Source organism: Pseudonocardia sp. ICBG1034, assembly GCF_020131375.1.
In the GTDB taxonomy this organism is placed as follows: domain Bacteria; phylum Actinomycetota; class Actinomycetes; order Mycobacteriales; family Pseudonocardiaceae; genus Pseudonocardia; species Pseudonocardia alni.
This window is the reverse complement of the sequence record NZ_JAHLEK010000010.1, coordinates 16,667-36,179: the sequence shown is the minus strand read 5'-3', so window position 1 is coordinate 36,179 and position 19,513 is coordinate 16,667. Positions and strand designations below refer to the sequence as shown.

Annotated in this window: 12 protein-coding genes and 3 pseudogenes; 10 read left to right on the top strand and 5 right to left on the bottom strand. The window is 70.4% G+C overall.

Annotated features, from left to right (window positions below; translation table 11 throughout):
- Positions 1-97 precede the first annotated feature (97 nt).
- Complete coding sequence (locus KPF22_RS00680) at positions 98-805, top strand: hypothetical protein (protein WP_100877186.1); 708 nt, start codon at positions 98-100, stop codon at positions 803-805.
- Positions 806-1,255: 450 nt separating this feature from the next.
- Here KPF22_RS00680 and KPF22_RS00675 read toward each other — a convergent pair whose 3' ends face one another.
- Together KPF22_RS00675 and KPF22_RS32855 are read right to left on the bottom strand one after the other, a co-directional pair.
- A complete protein-coding gene (locus tag KPF22_RS00675; RefSeq protein ID WP_157818136.1) occupies positions 1,256-1,963 on the bottom strand; it encodes a DUF4352 domain-containing protein in 708 nt (235 codons plus the stop codon).
- 61 nt (positions 1,964-2,024) lie between these two features.
- Positions 2,025-2,180: pseudogene (locus KPF22_RS32855) on the bottom strand (nicotinate-nucleotide--dimethylbenzimidazole phosphoribosyltransferase); the annotation flags it as partial.
- A gap of 168 nt (positions 2,181-2,348) precedes the next feature.
- On the opposite strand from KPF22_RS32855, the gene KPF22_RS00665 reads away from it, so the two are divergent.
- Both KPF22_RS00665 and KPF22_RS00660 read left to right on the top strand, forming a co-directional pair.
- Positions 2,349-3,014, top strand: coding sequence for an AlpA family transcriptional regulator (locus tag KPF22_RS00665; RefSeq protein WP_100877188.1), 666 nt, complete (start codon positions 2,349-2,351; stop codon positions 3,012-3,014).
- A gap of 1,045 nt (positions 3,015-4,059) precedes the next feature.
- Complete coding sequence (locus tag KPF22_RS00660; RefSeq protein WP_100877189.1) at positions 4,060-4,701, top strand: inositol monophosphatase family protein; 642 nt, start codon at positions 4,060-4,062, stop codon at positions 4,699-4,701.
- A 1,393-nt stretch (positions 4,702-6,094) separates the two neighbouring features.
- On the opposite strand, the gene KPF22_RS00650 is transcribed toward KPF22_RS00660, so the two are convergent.
- Positions 6,095-6,745 carry a TetR/AcrR family transcriptional regulator gene (locus KPF22_RS00650; protein WP_224400932.1) on the bottom strand — a complete coding sequence of 217 codons (651 nt, stop codon included), beginning with the start codon at positions 6,743-6,745 and terminating at the stop codon, positions 6,095-6,097.
- Between the two features lie 49 nt (positions 6,746-6,794).
- Between KPF22_RS00650 and KPF22_RS32850 the strand changes: the two genes are divergently transcribed.
- The 4 genes and pseudogenes from KPF22_RS32850 to KPF22_RS00630 all read left to right on the top strand — a co-directional run bounded on the left by KPF22_RS32850 (position 6,795) and on the right by KPF22_RS00630 (position 11,039).
- The gene (locus tag KPF22_RS32850) at positions 6,795-7,019 is read left to right on the top strand and encodes a hypothetical protein (RefSeq protein ID WP_208622865.1); all 225 of its coding nucleotides are present in this window, start codon (positions 6,795-6,797) and stop codon (positions 7,017-7,019) included.
- 119 nt (positions 7,020-7,138) lie between these two features.
- Positions 7,139-8,605: a carboxylesterase/lipase family protein gene (locus tag KPF22_RS00640; RefSeq protein ID WP_157818137.1), complete on the top strand. Its 1,467-nt coding sequence runs from the start codon at positions 7,139-7,141 to the stop codon at positions 8,603-8,605.
- 225 nt (positions 8,606-8,830) lie between these two features.
- Positions 8,831-9,091, top strand: a pseudogene (locus tag KPF22_RS00635) (transposase); the annotation flags it as partial.
- A 137-nt stretch (positions 9,092-9,228) separates the two neighbouring features.
- A pseudogene (locus KPF22_RS00630) lies at positions 9,229-11,039 on the top strand (serine hydrolase domain-containing protein).
- Between the two features lie 141 nt (positions 11,040-11,180).
- Here KPF22_RS00630 and KPF22_RS00625 read toward each other — a convergent pair.
- On the bottom strand, positions 11,181-12,494 hold the full coding sequence (locus KPF22_RS00625; protein WP_224400931.1) for a hypothetical protein: 1,314 nt from the start codon (positions 12,492-12,494) through the stop codon (positions 11,181-11,183).
- 813 nt (positions 12,495-13,307) lie between these two features.
- Between KPF22_RS00625 and KPF22_RS00620 the strand changes: the two genes are divergently transcribed.
- Positions 13,308-13,679: a hypothetical protein gene (locus KPF22_RS00620; RefSeq protein ID WP_224400930.1), complete on the top strand. Its 372-nt coding sequence runs from the start codon at positions 13,308-13,310 to the stop codon at positions 13,677-13,679.
- Positions 13,680-13,814: 135 nt separating this feature from the next.
- Here KPF22_RS00620 and KPF22_RS00615 read toward each other — a convergent pair whose 3' ends face one another.
- The gene (locus KPF22_RS00615) at positions 13,815-14,744 is read right to left on the bottom strand and encodes a hypothetical protein (protein ID WP_157818140.1); all 930 of its coding nucleotides are present in this window, start codon (positions 14,742-14,744) and stop codon (positions 13,815-13,817) included.
- A gap of 185 nt (positions 14,745-14,929) precedes the next feature.
- On the opposite strand from KPF22_RS00615, the gene KPF22_RS00610 reads away from it, so the two are divergent.
- Both KPF22_RS00610 and KPF22_RS00605 read left to right on the top strand, forming a co-directional pair.
- Positions 14,930-16,102: a nucleoside hydrolase gene (locus KPF22_RS00610; protein WP_100877230.1), complete on the top strand. Its 1,173-nt coding sequence runs from the start codon at positions 14,930-14,932 to the stop codon at positions 16,100-16,102.
- 38 nt (positions 16,103-16,140) lie between these two features.
- Complete coding sequence (locus KPF22_RS00605) at positions 16,141-17,556, top strand: ABC transporter permease (RefSeq protein WP_157818141.1); 1,416 nt, start codon at positions 16,141-16,143, stop codon at positions 17,554-17,556.
- The last annotated feature ends 1,957 nt before the right edge of the window (positions 17,557-19,513 follow it).

Below are 19,513 nucleotides of genomic sequence, written 5' to 3'. Positions count from 1 at the left end.
CCGCTCGCCCCACCCCGCGCCTCATGATCACCATGGCCGGGCCCGAGGCGGTGTGGACCGCGGTAGAGGACCCCACCGCGCACCGAGGGCGACGGTCATGACCGGCCCGCAGGCGGGTGATCCTCGGATCGAGGAGCTGTTCGAAGCGGTGGCCGCTCTGCGCGCCACACTGCGCGCTCACGACGAACGCCACTCCTACACCGAGCGCAGACTCGGCGAGCTCGATCAATACAGCCGGGAGCAGGCCGCGGTCTTGGCAGAGCTCGCACCCCAGATCGACGAACTCGCGGCCGCGACCGCCCCAGGCCCGCCCGACCGCGGCGAGGCCGGGCCAGTGGTGTGGGCGCGACTGTCCGCCCAGGAGGCTGTAGCCGCGTGGGACGAGCTGGCCCGCTGGATGGACACCATCGCCATCCCCACTCTCGCCCCGACCTGCCGCCAGATCCCGCCCTGCTGGCCCATGCACCACTGGGGCCGCGAAACCCTGTCCTGGCTCCACCAGACCCACGTCCACGCCTACGGCCCCGACGGCTCCCCGGTCCTGGTCGCGGACTGGCACACCCGTTGGGTCCCGACCGCCTACGCCATGATCGACACCAAACAAGCCGCCCGCGCCGGCTACTGCTCCACCAGCGAGCACCGCTGCGACCGGGTCGAAAACGCCGAGCCCTTGCGTACTCAGGACTGGGGGCCCTGGCTCATCCAGGCCTGTAACGACGACATGGCGGTGCGGGCCACCCCGCACGCACACCGAGACGAGTCGCCGCCCACCCCCGCCCAGCCCAGCGGAGGGAGCCCGGCATGACTCGCTCTAAGGACGCCTCTCCCACCGGTAGCGGCGACGGCCGGGAAGGTCGGTGGCGCACGCTGGGTGACACTCCCGACGAGGCTGCGGCCCGGTCGGGTCTGCCTACCGGTGGCCGCCCCTGTTCTGACGGGCGTGAGCCGGTGATGACGGAACGCCATACTTGACCTTGGTCAACAAGAGCTGCCGTGCAGCTCCCCGTCGAGCAGCGGCCCGCTTCCGACGCACACATCGTCCCGATGTCCTCATACCGCCCTCATCCCAGCTTCCAGGGTTCTGGCACGACATGGCTGTGCTCCGTCGCCGCGCGGGACGACCACGACCCCGCATTTCGGGTGAAGTGCGGGGTCGTGGCCTTCTTGCGGGGGTGCCCGGTCGGAGGTCTGGTGCGTGACTACTCAGGTGACCCCGACCGGGCACCGGTCGGTGAGTGGTATGGAGTTCAGGGAATCACTGGAAGGTGATCTCGTGCATGATCCCGAAGCCGGGGTTGTAGACCACGGTGGTGACGCCGGTGGTCTGGGTGTCGGCGCAGACCTGGCCGGAGACCTTCCCGCCTGGGGTGAGCTGCCCGGTGTTGAGCGCCTTGTCGGCGTTGAACGGGATGTTCGCCGTCACCTCGACCCCGTCCTTGGTGCGGAACTTCCAGTCGAACGGGGAGAACGACTTCTGGGAGTCGGCCTCGTTCCGGAGCGTGACCGTGGCGCATGCCTGGGTACCGAGGTAGGGCTGGGAGAGTTCCTTTGGAGCTTGAGCGGTGACGATCATGCCGCCCGCGTTGACCTCTTCGCCGAACGAGGCGGTCTTCTTCCCGTAGCCGTCGGCGTTCTCTTCGGCGGCCGGGACCGCCTCGGCCTGCGCCGGCGCCGCGGAGGCCGGTGCGGCAGCGGCAGGGGCCGCGGCTGCGGTGGTGTCAGCGGGTTCGTCCTTGCCGCCGTTGATCATGCCGACCAGGACGAGCAGGCCGACGACCGCGACGACCCAGCGTAGCTTCCCGCCCTTCTTCTTCGGCGGCTCCGGCGGCGGGGGCGGGGTGGCGGCCCACTGCTGCTGCGGCGGGCCCCCACTGCTGGGGCTGCCCGTACTGGGGCTGGCCAGCGGGTCCAGGCCGGTAGGGGGCGGGTTCTGCGGGCTGTTGGGGCCGTACGGAGTAGTCACGTCCGGCATATCCGCGATCGCCGGAAGGGCGTTTCCTCCCCGACGCCGGGATGCCCATGTCCCCGGTGAGCAGGCAGCGGTTCCCGGCGGCGACCAGGTCGCGGGCGACCTCGATGCCGTGCTCGAGTGCGGCGCGGGCCTGCTCGCGGGTCATGGCCGGGCCGGTGGTCATGTCGGCGGTGCCGCGGGCGACCTTGCGGGGCAGCAGGCCGGGCACCGGGTCGAGCTCGGATCACCGTCGCCGAGTCGATCGGCGTCGGGAACCGCGCCGATCATCAGAAGTAACTACATGCGGTAGCAGCTCCGCCACGGCTGTCCTGGCGAGCCGCTCACCACACACATACGACAGTAGACAATTGTCTATTAGAGTCGTAGGGTCGGGAGCGTGGACTCCTCCCCCGCCGACCGGCTCCTCTCTCTGTCGATCACTCTGGCCATCGACCCGCCGATCCCGGCCGATACCGATGTCCACGAGATCGGCCAGGCCGTGGCCGCAAGGATCGGCAACGACGGGGTCGCGATGACCACGGCCCCCATTCGCGGTGAGCCGATCGGCCGCCTCGGCTGGGTCATCCCCACCACCACCAATCGCGCCATGGGCAGCGGCCTCGCCGACTTCGCACGCGTTCTGGAGGCCGCCGCTCGTGAGGGTCTCGAACGCGTCGTCCCCCTGACGACCCCGGAAAACCGCGGCCGCGTCCGCACCGTCGCCCTGGAAGTCCTCACACTCGACGAGGTCGATCGTCGCCTGGCCATCGACCGCTTCCCCGACGTTGTCGGCATCGACGAGGTCTGCCACATCCTCGGCGTGAAACGAGCCATGGCCTACCGCCACACCTCCCGCGACAGCTTCCCCCCGCGTGTCCGCGAGGGGGTCGCGATCTGGTTCCGCGCCGGCGTCGAGCGCTACGCCGCCGAGCTACGTGGGGAACCAGACCCCATGATCGAGAAGATGCGCAGCCTCGGATACCCCACAGCGCCCGTTGAGATCGGAACCTCGCCGACGGCCGCAGCCGGTAGGGAGGACATCAAGACCACCGGCCCCAGCTGATCCGCAGCCGAGGACGCCCGGCACGGCCTCGCGCGCGTCGGAGATTCTGCGCTGGCGGGTGGCACCGCCCCGGCCTGACCCACCGCTCACACCGGTCCCCGGAGACGCTGGCTACCGTGCCTGGACCCAACTTGCCACAGCGGCGCGGTTGTGCAGGCTGCAACCGAGCACGTCTGCCTGCGACCTAGCGAGCTCGAAGCTGATCGAAGACCCGTTAGGAGACGGAAGTACGAGACGCTCTAACGATTGAGCGTTCCGGATGCTGGCCGGCGACAAGCTGACCTGACCTGCTCGGGCTTCCGATCTGCCAACCGCGAGAGTCGCAGCACGGGCAGCAGCGAAAGTGACGGCCGAATCCTTTCGCCAGGGCAGCGGATAGACGACGACGCCTCGATCGGCGGCCACGGTCAACGTCGTGGTGAAGCTCAGGACGTCGACGACTACGGCGATATCGCAGTCCGAAACCACAGCAGCGGCTCCGGCGAGACCCCACTCCATGCGGAGCGAATACGCGCTCTGCCCATGGGCAGCCGACCCTGATATCACGCGGTGAACAGTACTTCGATCAGCGATGCAGCGGATGATCACAGTCACCCGAAGACTAGTCCATGACGCGCGGCTCCTCGTCGCACCGGCGAAGACTGTCTTCTCCGTGCAGATAGGTTCCGGGAGGGCAACGGGCGCATCCAGCGGACGTTCCTGGCCCAGCTCGTCCACTACGCGGGATACGAGCTGCGCTGGACCGGGATGGACCCGGCCGAGAACAACCGAGCGTCCGCGCTCCCGTTGGCCGGTGGCAGTTCCGCCCTGCACCGGGTCAGACTCCCTCGTGACCAGTAGCCCGGACCAGATCTGGACTAGGGAGCCCCTGAGCGCGATTGGGCGGGCTCCCGGATCGCTGTCGTCATGCCTTCTCGCCGGTCGTACTGCTACGAACTCGTGGATCCGTTGCTCCACCTGAGTCACCCGACTCCGCAACCCTGCGCTCGACACCACGAACGTTCCGGTGGGACTAGATCTGCGCTGTGCTGCACTGTGGACGACTATGGGTAACTACGACCTGCACGCGGTGCTCGACTGCGCCGTGTCAGCTGCGCGGACCGCCGGGCGGGAGATCGCCCGCGCGGCGCAGGCGGACGGCGGGCCGGTACTGCGGATGAAGGACGGCGTCGAGCCGGTCACGGACTCCGACCTGCGCTCGGACCGGATCATCCGGGGCGTACTCGGCAGCTGCATCCCAAGCGTCCCAGTGTTGAGCGAGGAGTCCGGTGACCTGCCCGTCGTCGGCGAGGGACCGTTGTGGATCGTCGACCCGATCGATGGGACGGCGAACTTCGCACGCGGGCACCGCTACGTCGCCGTCTCGATCGCCTTTGCCATCGACGGCGTCGTCCAGGCTGGCGTGGTGCACGCTCCCCTGCTGGACGAGACGTTCACCGCGATCCTCGGGCGGGGAGCCGCTCTGGACGGAGCCCCGATCGGGGTGACCGACCGGGGCTCGCTCGCCGACGCGATCGTCAGCACCGGGTTCCCGCACGTCCGCCCCGACATCGACGCGCTCGTCGAACGCATCCGCCGGCTGATCACGCACTGCCAGGACATCCGCCGGGCGTCCTCGCCCGCTCTCGACCTCGCTTGGCTTGCCGCCGGACGCCTGGATGCGCACACCGAGACCCTGCACCCATAGGACGTCGCGGCCGGCGGCCTGATCGCGACCGAGGCCGGCGCTGTGCGCACACTCCTGCCGGGACCTGCCCGGACGCTGCCGCCGGACCTGGACGGCGCCGAGGTGCTCTTTGCGGTGCCGGGCATCAGTGACCTGCTCAAGCACCTGCTGAGCGAGTAGCTGGACCAGCCGCGGAGGGGCATCGTGAGCGATCGGGACGTAAGGGCCGCAGGAACGTAGGCATCGTGTGAGCCGGTTGTTGCCGAACCGGACACCGCGGTAGTTTCTGGGAACCGACCTACCTGATCCGCAGGGGAGTCAGCGCGCTGCCGCGCGTCTCCGGCCAGGAGGTCGCCCCCACGGACGCCGATCAGCCCGATCTGTGGCGATCGCAGGGCAGCCCCGCGCCGATTGTGCTGTGGGACATGCTTGACGGTCCGATGCCGCGAGGGCTTCTCGGTGTCGGTGACCCGAACGTCCACCTCGTCGATGACCGGTGGACCCTGTTCGTCGGCGGCTTCACCACCACGTTCCGCAACCGCCTGTTCCGCGCGCACCTGGTCGACGAGGCGACCGGTCCCAGCGGTCCATGGCGGGTCGACCGCGCCCCTCGGGGCCGGGCCCGACCGCTGACCGCCGACCCGCCGAAGGGCAGTCGGGACGCTGCGGGCATGCACACCCCGAGCTACGTCCCGCCGGCTGCGTCGTCATGCCGGCCTGGTCGTCGGAACGGTGCGCGTTGGTGGGTGACGCGGCCTTCTGCCCGTCGCCGATGTCGGGCCAGGGCACCGGGCTGGCACTAGTCGGCGCCTACGTGCTGGCCGGTGAGCTCGCCGCCGGCGGGTGGAACCCGACAGTGGGGTTCGCTGGATACGAGCGCCTGATGCGCTCGTACGTCGAGCGCGACCAAGGCGTCGTCAGGCCCGACAGCGCCGACGAGGCGGACGCGGGCCCCAGCGGGAAGGCCTCGGAAGCCGACGTCATTTGGGGCCGCCGCCGGCGGCATCGAGCTGCCGCAGTACCCGCATTCATGAGCCGTCGGGTGTGCGGCGACTCCGGACCACCGTGCCCCGCGCCACGTGATCGCGCAGAGAGCGTCGTTCGCTCTGCCCGGTACGGCCCCGATCCTCAGGGGGCTGGACATCTGGTCCACCGTCGTCGGACCCGCCTGGCTCACGCCTCCGCCCGGCGACGAAACAGTGACCCGTCCCGCACTCGTCACGGCACGATTTGACCTGCAGTGACCCCCGTGAGCGACTTACACCATCCGAGGGAACGCCACCAGGATCGAAGTATGTGCGCGACAGTCGGCAACTTTGCCCGACGGTCCGATCGCGCGCCCCGGACTGCTCCTGTCGTCGGCGCGGGCAGGGTGCGCCGGGCTGCGGCGGCAGGCGCACGGGAGTGGCAGGTCTCAGGCGGGAGTGTATGGGCCGGCGTCGACCGTCAGATCGAGTTGACGGTCCAGGATCGCGAGGACGTCAGTGGTGTCGCGCTGACCGAGCAACATCTTGGTGGCCAGCCCATCGCAGAGGGCCACGAGGGCGTCGGCGTCGGGTAGATGCGGGGCGATCTCGTCGTCGGGTCGACCACGTGCACCGGCGAGCAGAGAGGCGACCAATCGTTCGAGCTCAGGTGGGGCGTCCCGGAACTGCGCGGCGAGGTCACCATCGCCCAGGCTGCGCACGAAGTAGGCGATGTGCACGAGATGGCGGGTCCGGCGGTCCTGGTCGAGGGGCAGCAGTTCGAGCAGCACGCCGCGCAGCAGGGCCCGGGGCGACTGGTCGGTGGCCCGAGAGAGCCGCTCGGTAGCCGTTGCCGAGCTGTGCTCACCGAGGATCCGCAGCGCCGCGACCAGCAAGGCATGACGGTCGCCGAAGTAGTACTGGACTAGTCGCATCGACACGCCCGCCTCGGCCGCGACCTGACGCAACGTCACGTCCTCCAGCCCGGTCGTGCTTGCCAGTCGCCACACCGCTTCGGCGATCTGTCGGCGTCGTTCCTCATGGTTGACGCGCTTCGGCATCTTCCGCCGATACCCCCGTTCGTGCTGGTTGATCCACACCGTCCAGCCAGTTTATGGTTCGATCGCATCATAAACGAGGGGGGATGACGTGGGTAAGTACGTGATCGTGCAGGTCCTGGGTGTCGCGCTGCTGGTCCTCGGAGCGCAGGGAGCGATCCGGCTACTGGTCGACAACTCCGATAGCGGCCTGGTCGGCTGGATCCCGGGCGGTTTCACCGGGTGGTTGATTGCCGACGTGGTAGTCGTGCTGGTCGGGATCGCGCTGGCGTGGTGGGGTCAGGCCAGGGCCCGAGCGCACGGTTCTACGTCGTGAGGCGAAACGGGCCCCGGTGCGGGAGCCGCGCTCCGGCGATCCATGTGGCCGCGGTCGTCGTCGTGGTTGCGGCGGCGGTTGCCGGCTGCTCGTCCGGGACCGCAGGACCGGTTCCCGGCGTGGGCGGTGCCGACGAGGTCGTGTCGACCTCCGGCGGTCCGGTGCAGGGACGGGAGGACGGTCCGGTGGTGCGGTTCTCTGGTATTCCATACGCCGCAGCTCCGACCGGTGACCTGCGGTTCGCCCCACCCAGTCAGCCCGCGCCGTGGTCAGGTGTCCGGGATGCGACCCGGCCCGGCCCGGTCTGCCCGCAGGCCACCGCGACCCTGCTCCCGGGGCAGGTACCCGCGGAGGACTGCCTGTCGGTGAACGTGACCGCGCCCGCCGTTGCAAGTCCGGGCCTGCGCCCGGTACTCGTGTGGCTGCACGGCGGTGGGTTCGTGTTCGGCAGTGGCTCGGACTACGACGCTTCCTCGCTGGCCAGCCGGGGCGACCTGGTCGTGGTGACGGTCAACTACCGGCTGGGGATCTTCGGTGGGCTGAGCCTGCCCGAGATGCCCGAGCACAACGTCGGCCTCCAGGACCAGATCGCGGCCCTGCGATGGGTCCGCGACAACGCCACCGCGTTCGGCGCCGACCCGGACAACGTGACCCTGGCCGGTGAGTCCGCGGGCGCTCTGAGCACGTGCTCGCTACTGGCCTCTCCGGCAACCGACGGCCTGTTCGCACGGGCCATCATCGCCAGCGGATCCTGCCGAATGCGCCACCCCGCCGGAGCCCTGAGCCCGACCCTGCCCGCGGTGTCCACGTGGAACAGCGTGGAGGCCACCGACGCCTACTCCCGCTCGGTCGCCGCTTCCGTCGGCTGCACCGACCCGGCTACCGTCCTGGGCTGTCTCCGGGCGCAGCCGGTGGACGACCTTGTCGCTCTAGGCCCAGCCTTCACCACGCTCGCCGTCGGCGGAGCGGTGCTGCCCCGCGACCCGGGCGAGAAGCCGCGCGCCGACTGGGCAACAGAGGTGCCAGTGCTCTCCGGCAACACCTCCGACGAGCACCTGGGCAACGTCCTGAGCGCCTACCCCGCAGCGACCGCGCAGACCTATCGTTCCGCGCTGTCGCGCAGCTTCGGCCCGGACGTCGACCAGGTCGCCCGACGCTACCCGCTCGACCAATTCCCGGACCCCGTGCGAGCACTCGCCCGCGTCTACAGCGACAACGACTGGATATGCCCGACCGTGTCGACCAACCGCGACTACGCCCGCACCGCACCGGTCTGGACCTACCTGTTCTCCGACCCCGAAGCACCCACCCCGACAGGTGAGACGGTGCCCCGCCCGGCCGCCGTCCACGGCTCCGACGTCGTCTACACCCTGCCCCTGGCCGGCCAACCGTCTCCGCTGGCACCGGGCCAGCAACACCTGGCCGATCAGATGATCGATTACTGGGCCGCGTTCGCCCGCACCGGCGACCCGAACGGTCCCGGCCGCCCGAGCTGGCCCGCCACCACCCCGGGCTTCGTCCCAGCGCTCGAACTGACCCCGGAACCGGGACCCCGGCCAATCGACGCCTCGACTCGATGCAGCTGACGAACAGCCCACCGTCACGTGCCGCAGTAGAGCTGCCGCCTGCCACGCCGTCAACATTTCGCGCGCCGACCGCGGTCAGCGAGACGCCGACCCGGCTACCGGGCTGAGCCGTCACATGTCGGCAATCGATCGTTCTCGAGCTGCGAGTCTCCAAGACCTTGGTCTCAGAACTCGTGGTGTGTTGTTTCGGAGCGAGGGTGGCCGAGCCAAGCCTGATCGATGGCCATGGCGAAGTCGAGGCAGCAGCGGTTGGTCGATGATCGGTTGTGGGAGCTGCTCAAGCCGTTGATCCCGCCGCGCCCGCCGGGGCGAGGCCCGGGTGGGCGGCCACCGATCGACGATCGGGCTGCGCTGGAGGGCATCCTGTTCGTGCTCAACACTGGCTGCCGCTGGCGCGATCTGCCCGAGCAACTCGGGGCCGGGTCCGGGCACACCGCCTGGCGTCGGTTGCGGGCGTTGCAGGCCGCCGGGGTGTGGGACGGCCTGCGTCCGGGTCCGCGTCAGGCTAGCCACTCCTCCAGCCGGTCGACCGATCCGGCGCTCGGGTAGGAACTGCGACCTTCGCTGCCGTGCCCCACCGACCGCTCCTGCTGGTTCTCCCGGTCCTGCTGCTCCTACTGACCATGCCGTCTGCTGCGGCAGCCTCCCCGCCCGTGGCCGATATCGCGGCTCAGGTCGATGAGGAGGCCGCACACAGCGGTCTGCCAGGATTCGCCGTCACGGTGACCCGCGGTACCTCCCTGCTCTATGCCGGCGGCCGCGGCGTCGATCACGCCGGCGCACCCATGACCGCCACGACCCCGCTCAGCCTCGCGTCACTGAGCAAATCGTTCACTGCTGTCGCCGCCGTGCGCCTCGCCGCCCGGGGCCAGATCGCCCTCGACCGCCCGGTGACCGCCCAGCTGTCGGAGTTCCGCACAGCAGACCCGCGCGGTGCGCTCATCACGCCGCGCCACCTGCTCACTCAGACCTCCGGCCTCACCGATGCGACCGCTCACGCCGAGGCCATCGACAATGCGTGGGACCCGGCCGGTGCGGTCGCGCGCCTGCACAGCGCGACGCTGGCGACCGGTCCGGGTGCTCGGTTCGCCTACACCAACGCCAACTACGAGGTCATCGCGCGCTTGCTGGAAGTGGCCGGCGGTGCGCCGTTCCCCGAGATTCTGCGGCGGGAAGTCTTCGCGCCGCTGGGCATGGTCGACACGCACGTGGGGGTGCGTACCGACGCCCAGCCCGGGGCGGTGTCGGTGCTGGGGGTGTGGGCCCCCGCACTTGGCCTGCCTCGCTGCTGTCCTCGGGAGGCGCCGCGGGGGTCGTGTCCACCGCTCGCGACATGGGCCGCTGGCTTGCTTTTCAGAACGGTGACGGTGCTCCGCTGCTGTCCGCGCCCGACCTCGACTCGACTCATGTCCCCGGCGACCCTCGACGGACCTACGCCATGGGCTGGATCGTCGACGATGCCACCGCCGATCATTCGGTGCTCGGGCACACCGGCAGCATGCTGACCCGCAGCTCGGCGCAGATCATCGATCCCCGCACCGGCATCGGGGTCGCGGTGGCAACTGAGACCGCGTCGATGTCGGACGACACCTACGAGATGGCCCGACGGCTTTACGCCACGGCTGCCGGCGCGCCCGTCGGCCCGCCGCCGCCCGTGCGGCAGATCGTCGACGGAGTCCTGGCCGGAGCCTCCTTGCTCGCAGCGATACTGGGCGCGCTCGGCGTCGCCCGAGCACGCCGATGGTCCGAGCGGCGAGCGTCGTCCCGACGGTGGACCGTGGTGCTGCGCCTGCTCCCCTCTACCGCCGCCCTCGCCGTGATGCTGGGTCTGCCGTGGATTGCCGGCGTGCTGTTCGTGCCCGACGCGGTCCAGACCGACGATGAGGCCCTGCCCCAGGTTGACACCGAAGCCGCGGAACGCCATCGACGGCGACGTGATCCCCACGGCAGCTTCGAAGCCGTCCGCGACCCGGCGGCCCAGTTCTTCGATGTAGTCCAGGACGGCCTGGGTCTTCGCCTTCAACCCGTTCCGGTGGCGATCATGGAGCCCAGCGACGCCAGCCAGCCCAGGACCATGCTCGGGAGGCCGGCCAGCCAGGTGCCCACGGCTGTCACGGCGTCCAGGGCGGTCTGGCCCAGCCCGGCGAACCACGAGCCCGCCGCGGGCAGAGCGGAGCTGATCATGTCCGGCAGGCTCATGACCCAGTCGAGCGCGGCACCACCTGCGGAAACGATGGCGTCCGAGACCGCGGTGACGGTGTTCCGGAACCCTCGAAGTTGTTCCAGGCGTAGATCGGCGCGGCGGCGACCAGGCCGACCACGAGCGCGATCACGAGGCCGATCGGAGACATGGCGAACGCCAGGATCAGGATCATCCAGGCACGATCTGCTCGACGAACTCGACGCCGTACTGTTCATCCGCGACGCCGACTGACCCGGACCGGCGTGGGTCCACGACGACCGCGTACCCACCCACCGCGCGCACCCCCGACCGCGAGTTCCGAGCGCCCCACGGCGGACTCCGGCCCCGGTCCTGGGCGGGGCCTGTGGAGCAGCTCGCCACTGGGCTGAGTGCTCACAAGCCCAGTCGGGTCACGGCATTGCCCACGAGCGGGGCGTGGTCGCGGTCGTAGGTCTCGATCATGGCGTCGCTGGTGTGGCGGGTCTGGCGGCGCACCGAGCGGTGGTCGGCGCCGTTGCGCCGGGCGGTGGTGACGAACCCGGCGCGCAGTGAGTGGAAGCCCATCGGGCCCGGCAGGCCCGCGGCCTCGGCGCGACGACGGACCATGGCATGCAGGGCATCGCCGGTCATCGGGGTGTCGGCGAGGGTGCCGCCGCGGCGGATCGCCCGCAGCAGCGGTGTGTGCCCGGCCAGCGTGGGTGCCGGGGCCCGGAACGACCGGGCCGCCGGCCCGTGAGTTCCCGCGGCGCCGGCGTCGACGGGCGTGGAGGCGCGTGCGTCACCAGCGCTGTCGTCGGTGGGGCCGGGGTGCGGGAACAGGTGGCCCAGCTCGGGCCAGGGCGGGGTGGCCAGGACGGCGCGCATCAAAGCTGGGCGACCGTGCGGGGCGGCGGCGAGCAACCCCACCCAGCGCAGCACCGCGCACGGCGGGCAGGTGCCCGCCCGGGCGCCGTAGGGCAACACCACGGTAGCGCCACGCCCGGTCTGGTCGGTCTTGGACCGGGCGATGTGCACGTGCAGCCCGTCGACCGGGTGGAAGGCCACGTCGGCGACGGTGAGGGCGGCGAGCTCGCTGCGCCGCAGCGCACCGGTGAACCCGATCAGCAGCGCGGCGGCATCGCGGACACCGATCAACCCGGCCGGCCACGTCCCGAACCCCGTGTCCGCGAGCACGGTGCGCAGGTCGTCCAGCAGGAGCGGACGCATCTGATGGGTGGAGTGGGCGCGGGACCGCTTGATACCGGTCAGGACCGCACCGACGGTCGGGTCGCGGGTCGGGGACGGGTGGCCGGCATCGTGGTGGGCGGCGGCGATCGCGGCCAGGCGCCGGCCCATCGTGGCCGGGGAGAACACCGCCTCTCCGTCCGCGGTGCGGGTGGCCTCGAGGTCGGCCAGGTAGAGCCGCACGGTGTCCACCGCCGCCGGCAACGCCGGTAGCCCCGCTGCGGCACACCAGCGGCGGAAGTGTGCCCAGTCCCCCGCGTAGGCGGCGCGGGTGCGCGGTGCCCGCGCGGCGGTGGCGTGGGCGTCGGCGCGGGCGGCCAGCGCGGCCAGCGACGCGGCACGAGCGGCCGCGGCCGCGACGCCGTCGGGCAGCACCGCGGTGTCCAGCGGGGTGTCGAGCTCGGTCCCGGGCTCGGCCGCGGCGTCCGCAACGGGGCCCATGTCGGTGCCCGGGTGGGCGTCGGTGGTCTTATCCACGCTCATCCGGGCCCCTTCCCTGGACATGGACCTGCGCCCGCGATCGCGAGATAGGTCAGATAACGGAAGATTATCGCGTGTCTCAGCCGCACAGGTGGAAGTGACCAGGTGCGCCGCCCACGACGACCGAAACGAGGCAGATCCGCCCGCGGGAGACGGCCCTGAACAGGGCGGACCCCCCTGACCTTCTTCCCGACTGCCGGATCCTGGGAGGCTGGAGGCATGGCTCCGATCCGTAAGGTCCATGCCGCGTAGGCGCCCAGCCCAGGTACGGGCGAGAAACCAGCGACAGCCGCGCCCGACTGCGATACGCGGTGTCTCGCTCTCGACCAGCCGGGCGCTCGACCGACTCGACCGACCACGGCTCACCTCGGGCAGCGTCCGCACCGATCTTCTCTCGTGGCGTCGCGTCACCCTCAAGCCACGTTCCACGCTCCAGCGAGAGAACAACGACTGGGTCCAGTTCATCGGCCCGTTCAGCCGAGACGTCCTCGAGCAGGCCCTGCACGCCCTACCTCGGCATCGTCGCGCATCGCTCCGCCGCCAGATCGCCCAGCTCGACGCCCGGTTCCTGGACAAGACCCTGAACAATCCCACCGCCGACCCGTCACTCCCCTGGTGGTGGCGCCGCACCTGAGCTGCACCGACGACCCGAAGCCAAGTAGAACCGTGCGGACATCAGCACAACCAAGGCAGGACCCATCCCGACAACACGGGCCGGGGAGCCGGCCACGGGCGGCCTGCCCGCCAGACCGCCCAGGAACGCCGGGGAACGACCTCCCTGGCTCGGGGAAAGACACCACGACGAGGAGCACCCCGATGAGCACTTGCACTCACCCCGGCGCGCAGGTCCACGGCCTGATCGGCTCCGGCCCGATCGCGCCGAGCGGAGCAGACCCGGCTGACCTCGAGCCGATCGAGTGGAGCCACCTCGCCGAGCCGCTACGCCCGGGCGAACGCATGTCGGCCGCGATCGGTGCCTGCAGCAGCTGCGGGGCGCTGGTGGTCTCGGTGTCGACCTGGCACCCCACCGACGGCCACGGCGAACACGCGGTGCAGTACCGGACCCCCTGGACCGCGATGTACGGCCGGAACCCATCCGACCCTGTCGCAGCTGACCCCGCAGGCCGCCCACCGCTGCCGGCCACGCTGGTCGGACTCGGCGGCGAGGATCTGACACCGAGGGGCTGACCCCCGTCCCCCTTGCGCGCCGAAAATCGGGGTAGCCACGCACAACGACACGACGCACAACGACACGGCGCGCAACCGAGACCCCCGCTGCAGCACCCCCGCAGCGGGGGTCTCATCACGTCTGACGCACGCGAGCTACTCGAGTTCCCAATAGCGATCCGGGCGGGGATCGGTCAGCGCGTTGATGGCCTCATACTTCGCCTTGATCGCGGCATGACGTGACTCAGCGAGGGCGCCCGCCTCGGGGCCGCCGATCAGCTCGGCGGTGTAGAGCTCCTCAGGCCACGTCGCGACACGAGTCTCGCCGAGCAACGCCGGGATCCGCACCGTGGCTGGGCGTACCCAGCGAGACGGTCCGACAGCGACGCGGTCGTCATCCGACAAGGCACTCCGCTCATCGCGAGGAAGTTCCAGGCCGAGATCCGGGCGATGGCGCGCCCCGTGGAACTCCCACGGGTTCGTAGAAGGAGCGGCTCCAGGAAGCTCGTGACGAGTGACGCCCTCCGGGCTGACCTCAGTCACTGCCGGACGCGTCCGCTGCCGATCCCGGCGCACACGCCGTTCCTGGCGATGCTGCCACCACTGAGAACGACGAAGCCGGCTGTCGAAGCCCACCTCGCGAGCGAACATGGGCAAACCCCAGGTAGGTGTCACCCACGGAGAGCGGTAAGGAACCAACAGCGCAAACCGGATCATCGCCCCGTCAGGGAAGAAGCGCGCTTGCGCCGCAGCAGCAGCCTCGGCGATCGAATTGGAGATCGACATCCCGCGGTGATCCCCGAACTGCGCAAGCAAGGCCACCGGCTCAGTTCCCGGCTCGGTGCCACCCGCCATGCCGGTCCCATCTGCAACCTCCGGGACATAGATCCGAGCGTGAAGCACCGATTCCCAGCCGAGCAGCCCGTAACTGAGCACGGCCTCATCGCGCAGCCTCCACCGGTGTGGGCTCCGCGCCGGCAGCCGGCTACGAGCTCCCAGGTAGCCGGGTTCCTGCTCGCCCGGCGTCGGCAGGCGTTCCGGGCTCCCTGGCGTCGTTCGCTGCGTGGTCATGATCGGTGCTCGCACGACAACCTCCTCATCGCCGGGCCGGGCAAAGATCCGCGCCGATCAGCCAAGGGATCTCAGCTGATCGACGTAGGTCTCAGTGTCCACCGACCCCTGACAACCATGCCGACAGACAGCCGCGTTGTGAGCCGGTTTCGGCAGTACTGAGCCGCTAGACTGGACCTAGATCGGGGGAGGTGGCACCGATGAACGGCCCGGAGGACGACCTGTCGGCCGAGCAGGTGCGTGAGCACCGCGAGGCCATGATCGCGCTGGGGCGTCGGCTGCCCCAGACCACGCTCGCCGACACCGCGACCCAGCTGCAGACCGCCGAGCTCCGCGCTCCCGCGGTGGGCGCGCCGATGGTCATCGACACCGACATCGGTGGCGACGCCGATGACGCCCTCGCCCTGGTCGCGGCCGCCCGCCACAGTCGCGAACTCGCGCTGGTGATCACCGCCGACGAGACCGGCCCCGACCACCGCGCCCCCCACCCTGCTGGGCGGGGATACGGGCAGCGGGCCCGGTTCGCCCGGTACCTGCTTGATGTCGTCGGCCGCGGCGACATCGCGGTCGCTGCCGGCGCGACGACCGGACACACCGACTACTTCTGCGTCGAGGACCTCATTCCGGCCACCGTCGCCCCGGCGCCGGGCGGCCGGGATGCTGTGCTGGCTGCGGTCGCCGAGCTCGCCGGCCGGTGCGATGGCCCGATCCGGTGGGTCGGGATGGCGCCGCTGTCGAACCTGGCCGAGGTGTGTGATCACCTCCCCGAGATCGCCGGCCGGTTGCAGGTGACCCAGATGGGCGGGGCGATCCACTACCGTCGCCCCGAACGGGCCGAGCACAACATTCGTCTCGACGTCGACGCCGCCCGCCGGGTGCTGGCCGCGGTCGCCGACGGGCGCCTGGCCAAGCCGCGGTTCGTCCTGTCCGACACCACCTTCACCGACCAGATCGCCGTGCACGCCACCCACCCGCTGCACCGCCGTCTTGCCGGCCGTGCCGAGTCGTGGGCGGTGTTGTTGGAGGGGCACCTGCAGCGCTGGTACCGCGACCACCACGACTCGACGCTGCAGCACGACGCGCTGACCCTGTCCGCCGCGCTCGGGCTGCCGTTCGTGCGCAGCGCGACCGCGCGCATCGCGATGGACGACATCGGCCGCTGGAGCATCCCCGACGCCAGCGACGCGGGTGGGGCGGCGGGTACGGGGCTGCGGGTCAGCCGCAGCGCGGACTACCCGGCGTTCATGGCTTGGCTCGAACACGCCCTCGACCCGGCCACCCCGGCCGCGGCGGGCACCGTCGACCTGAGCGGCGCCGGGGCCCGGGCCGGTGCTGGTGTGGTGTCCGGGGCCGGGGTGCGGCGGCCGGCCTGAGCACCCCACGCCCCGGCACACCCGGCGGCCCGGACAGCGTGGCGGCGATCGCACACGCCTACGGGCTGCACACCGAGGCGGAGCGCGACGCGATCGCCCGCGCCTACCGGGTGTTCCATACCCACCACGCCCAGTTCGTCACCGCGGTCTCTGCCGAGATGCTGCGTGACCTGCACCGCGACGTCGACGAGCGCGGCGCTCGGATCGTGTTCCTCGGCCGCGACGGGCATCCCTACGCCACCGCCGTGCGGGGCCTGGACCCCGACTTCGCCGAAACCCACACGGTCGAGATCGTGCTGTCCCGCGCCGTGGTCGACGCCGCCCTGACCGACCTCGAAGACCGGACCGGCGCCCGCTTCCACGCTGTGGAGGCCTTCCGGGTCCGGGACCGGATCGATCCCGCCACCACCGTAGGTGCGTTCCAGGCCCTGTCTGACTACCTCGACGACGCAGGCGTCCCCACCGCGGGCGGGGTGCTCACCTTCGTCGACAACTCGTTCAAGGGCACCATCCAGGAGCTCTACACCGCCGCCTACCCCGACGTGGAGGTCCACGGCCGCTACGCCATCCATGGCACCCACCCCGACGACCCGCACCCCGGCAACAAGACCGGCTATGCGCTGCACCTGCCCGCCGACACACGCTGGCGTGGCTACCCCCTGGCCGAGCTCCCCGCCGAACCGGAGCTGACCCTCGGCGCGGCAGAAGCCGTTGCCGCGATCGAGCACACCCTGCACGGCCCCGACACCAGCCCCGCCGCCATCGACACCACCGGCCCGGTCCAGGGACCGCAACGCCGCCAGCCGGCGCCGCTGCGGGGATACAACCCCGCGCTCATCACCCCGCCCTACCGCGACGCCCGCGTACGAGAAGCGGTCAAGGTAGCGGCACTACTCGCCGTGCACGACGCCGCCGTGCAAGCCCGGCCCCGCTGGACAGGAGCACCGGCCCAGCAGACCCAGCCAGAACGCACGCACGCCATCGCCGCGTTCGCCGACGACATCCGCGCCTGGATCACGAAGGCTCCCCAGCGCGACCCGGGCCTCAGCGAGGTGCTCGATGCGTTCGTCCGGCGCCGCGACCGTGCCCTGCTCTCCCAGGTCTATGACCAGCTCGTTGTCGCCGGCCTGGACCCCGCCGAACCCGCGCAGCACTGGATCGCACTGCTCCCCACAACCCCGGACCACTCCCTCCCCGACCACGTCGACGCCGGCAGCGCCCACCACGATGGGCCGGCACCTCATGAGCCGCCCAGCTTCCAGACAGCGATGCAGCACCTCAGGAGCGCCGTCGACGCTGCCCGCCGCGGCGTCGCCGCCGATACGCAGGAGCAGACGCGCACACCAGCGGCACCTGCCACTCGGCCCCCGCGGCGAGACACCGGCACACAGGTCGACCCCTTGCAGAACCGACCTGATCAAGACCGGCCCTCCGGCTACGACAGCGGCTACTGAACCGCAACGAGCGCTCGACCAGCCAAAGCGAAAGTGTCGGTGCACCGTGTCACGCTGCGCCAATGAGCTGGATGCAGCGCCGGTACCACGCAGTGACCTGCACCAACGCTCAGTGCGACCCAAGCTGCGTGATCGCCGACCCCACCCGCACCGGGGGGCAGATTTGCCCGCGCGCCGCCGCAACCATCATGTCCCGACCGCTCACACTGATGTCATGAGCACGGAAACCGACCCCCAGGTCGCGGCCCGCTCGTTATGCGCGGGCCGCCCAGTCCTCTCGCGCCTCCGCCGCCACAACCTCGCCGACGACGTCACGTGGATCCTGCCTACGGACCTGCTACCGGACCTGCATGAACTCGAGGGCGTCCCCGTCGTGCACGCCGACGTACCCGGCCCGTTGCTAGCCCACTGGGTTCGCCGACAAGGCGACGTCCGCTGAACTTCGGAACATCGACGACCCCTTCCAAACCCAGTCCGCCAGACCGGCGGTCATCGACAGCAAACCGGAATCGGATTCGGCGCGTCGCGTTCCCTCTGACTGCTCTGATCGGGTAGAAAGTCCCCATGCCGCAACCGCATCGAGGAGACCGAGTCGCGACTCACGTCCGTCTCCCCCGTCCGATGCGCGAGGCCGCCGAGGCCATCGCTCGTCGTGACGGGATCGCCGTAGGCGACGCTGTCACGAAGGTGTTCGGCGAAGCTCTCGGGTTCGCGATCCCCGACTACTGCTTGTCCCCGCGCGAGCGAGCGACGCAGAACGAGTTGGAGCTGCCTCTAGACAAGGCCTCGTAACGAGATCGAGGCGGCCCCCCGGCCAGGGGGCCGCCTCGCTATCGCTCTCGCGCCAGTCGGTCATGCACCCGCCTGACGCCGTAGCCCTGGCGAACCGGGGCCAATCCCCCACCTGCGAAGAAGGGGCGCTTTCGCGTGTCCAGGATACACCCTGGACCGGGCGGCGACCATGACAGACACGGGACGACTTCGTCGTGCCCGACTGCCAGCGGCACCTCAGTGGCGTCTCTGCGACGCCGACCTGTCGTTGCCGGGTACTCGTTTACCGGTCCTACCTCGCACAACTCCTCCCCAACACCTCTCCTCGTCGAGCAACGCGCGTTGTTCGACCAGGTGGTCTCCTCGGTCACCTCGACGGGCTGGGATGGCGTCGCCATTCCAGCCCCCCAGCTGTGCATAAGTTGCCGACGGCGCTCCGGGACTGAGCGGGATACTCCGCTGCGCTCGGTGGTCTGCGGCAGGTGCTGGTTCGCCAGCGGTGGCGAGGCGTCCCCCGCAGAGTTCAACGGATCCGGCTCCTCCGGCGAGCTACAGGAGCCCGGGTCCCTGGGTTTAGCTGAGTCCCTGATCCCCCGTACGGCGCTGGATTGGTATCGAGGGCTGCTGTCCTCCTCTTGGTATCAGCAGGTCCGACGTGACGCTGCCAGCCGGCTCCGTGGCCTGCTCGCCGAGCTAGCTCGGCGAGCCGACTGGGACACCCACACCAGCTGGCCGACCTGGGACCGTCTCCAGCGGTCCAGCGGCTGGCGTCGAAGCTCGACTGCTGCCTGGCTCGCCGAGCTGCAGCGCCAGGGCTGGCTGCTACGCGTCGAGGGAGGGTCCACTCCGCAGTATCGACCCATGGCCCTGCAACATCTGAGCGGGAATCGGGCAGCGGTCTACCAGCTGCGTGTTCCAGCTGTGGAGGCCACAGACAGGGCCATCCCGACGCTGCCTCCGGCCGTAGCACCCGGGCCATTCGTGGCTGCTGCAGAGAGCAGACAGGACACAACTTGGACCCCAACCCACTCACCTAATAATCCTTCTAAGACGAAATCTGTGGTTCCTACGCGCGCGAGCACGCGCATCCACAATCCCCAGGTCAAGCCCCCTTTCCCGGGTTATTACGGCCCTACCGGGCCGGGCCAAGACGAACAGCAGGGCGGCTACTTCGGGAACCGGGTGC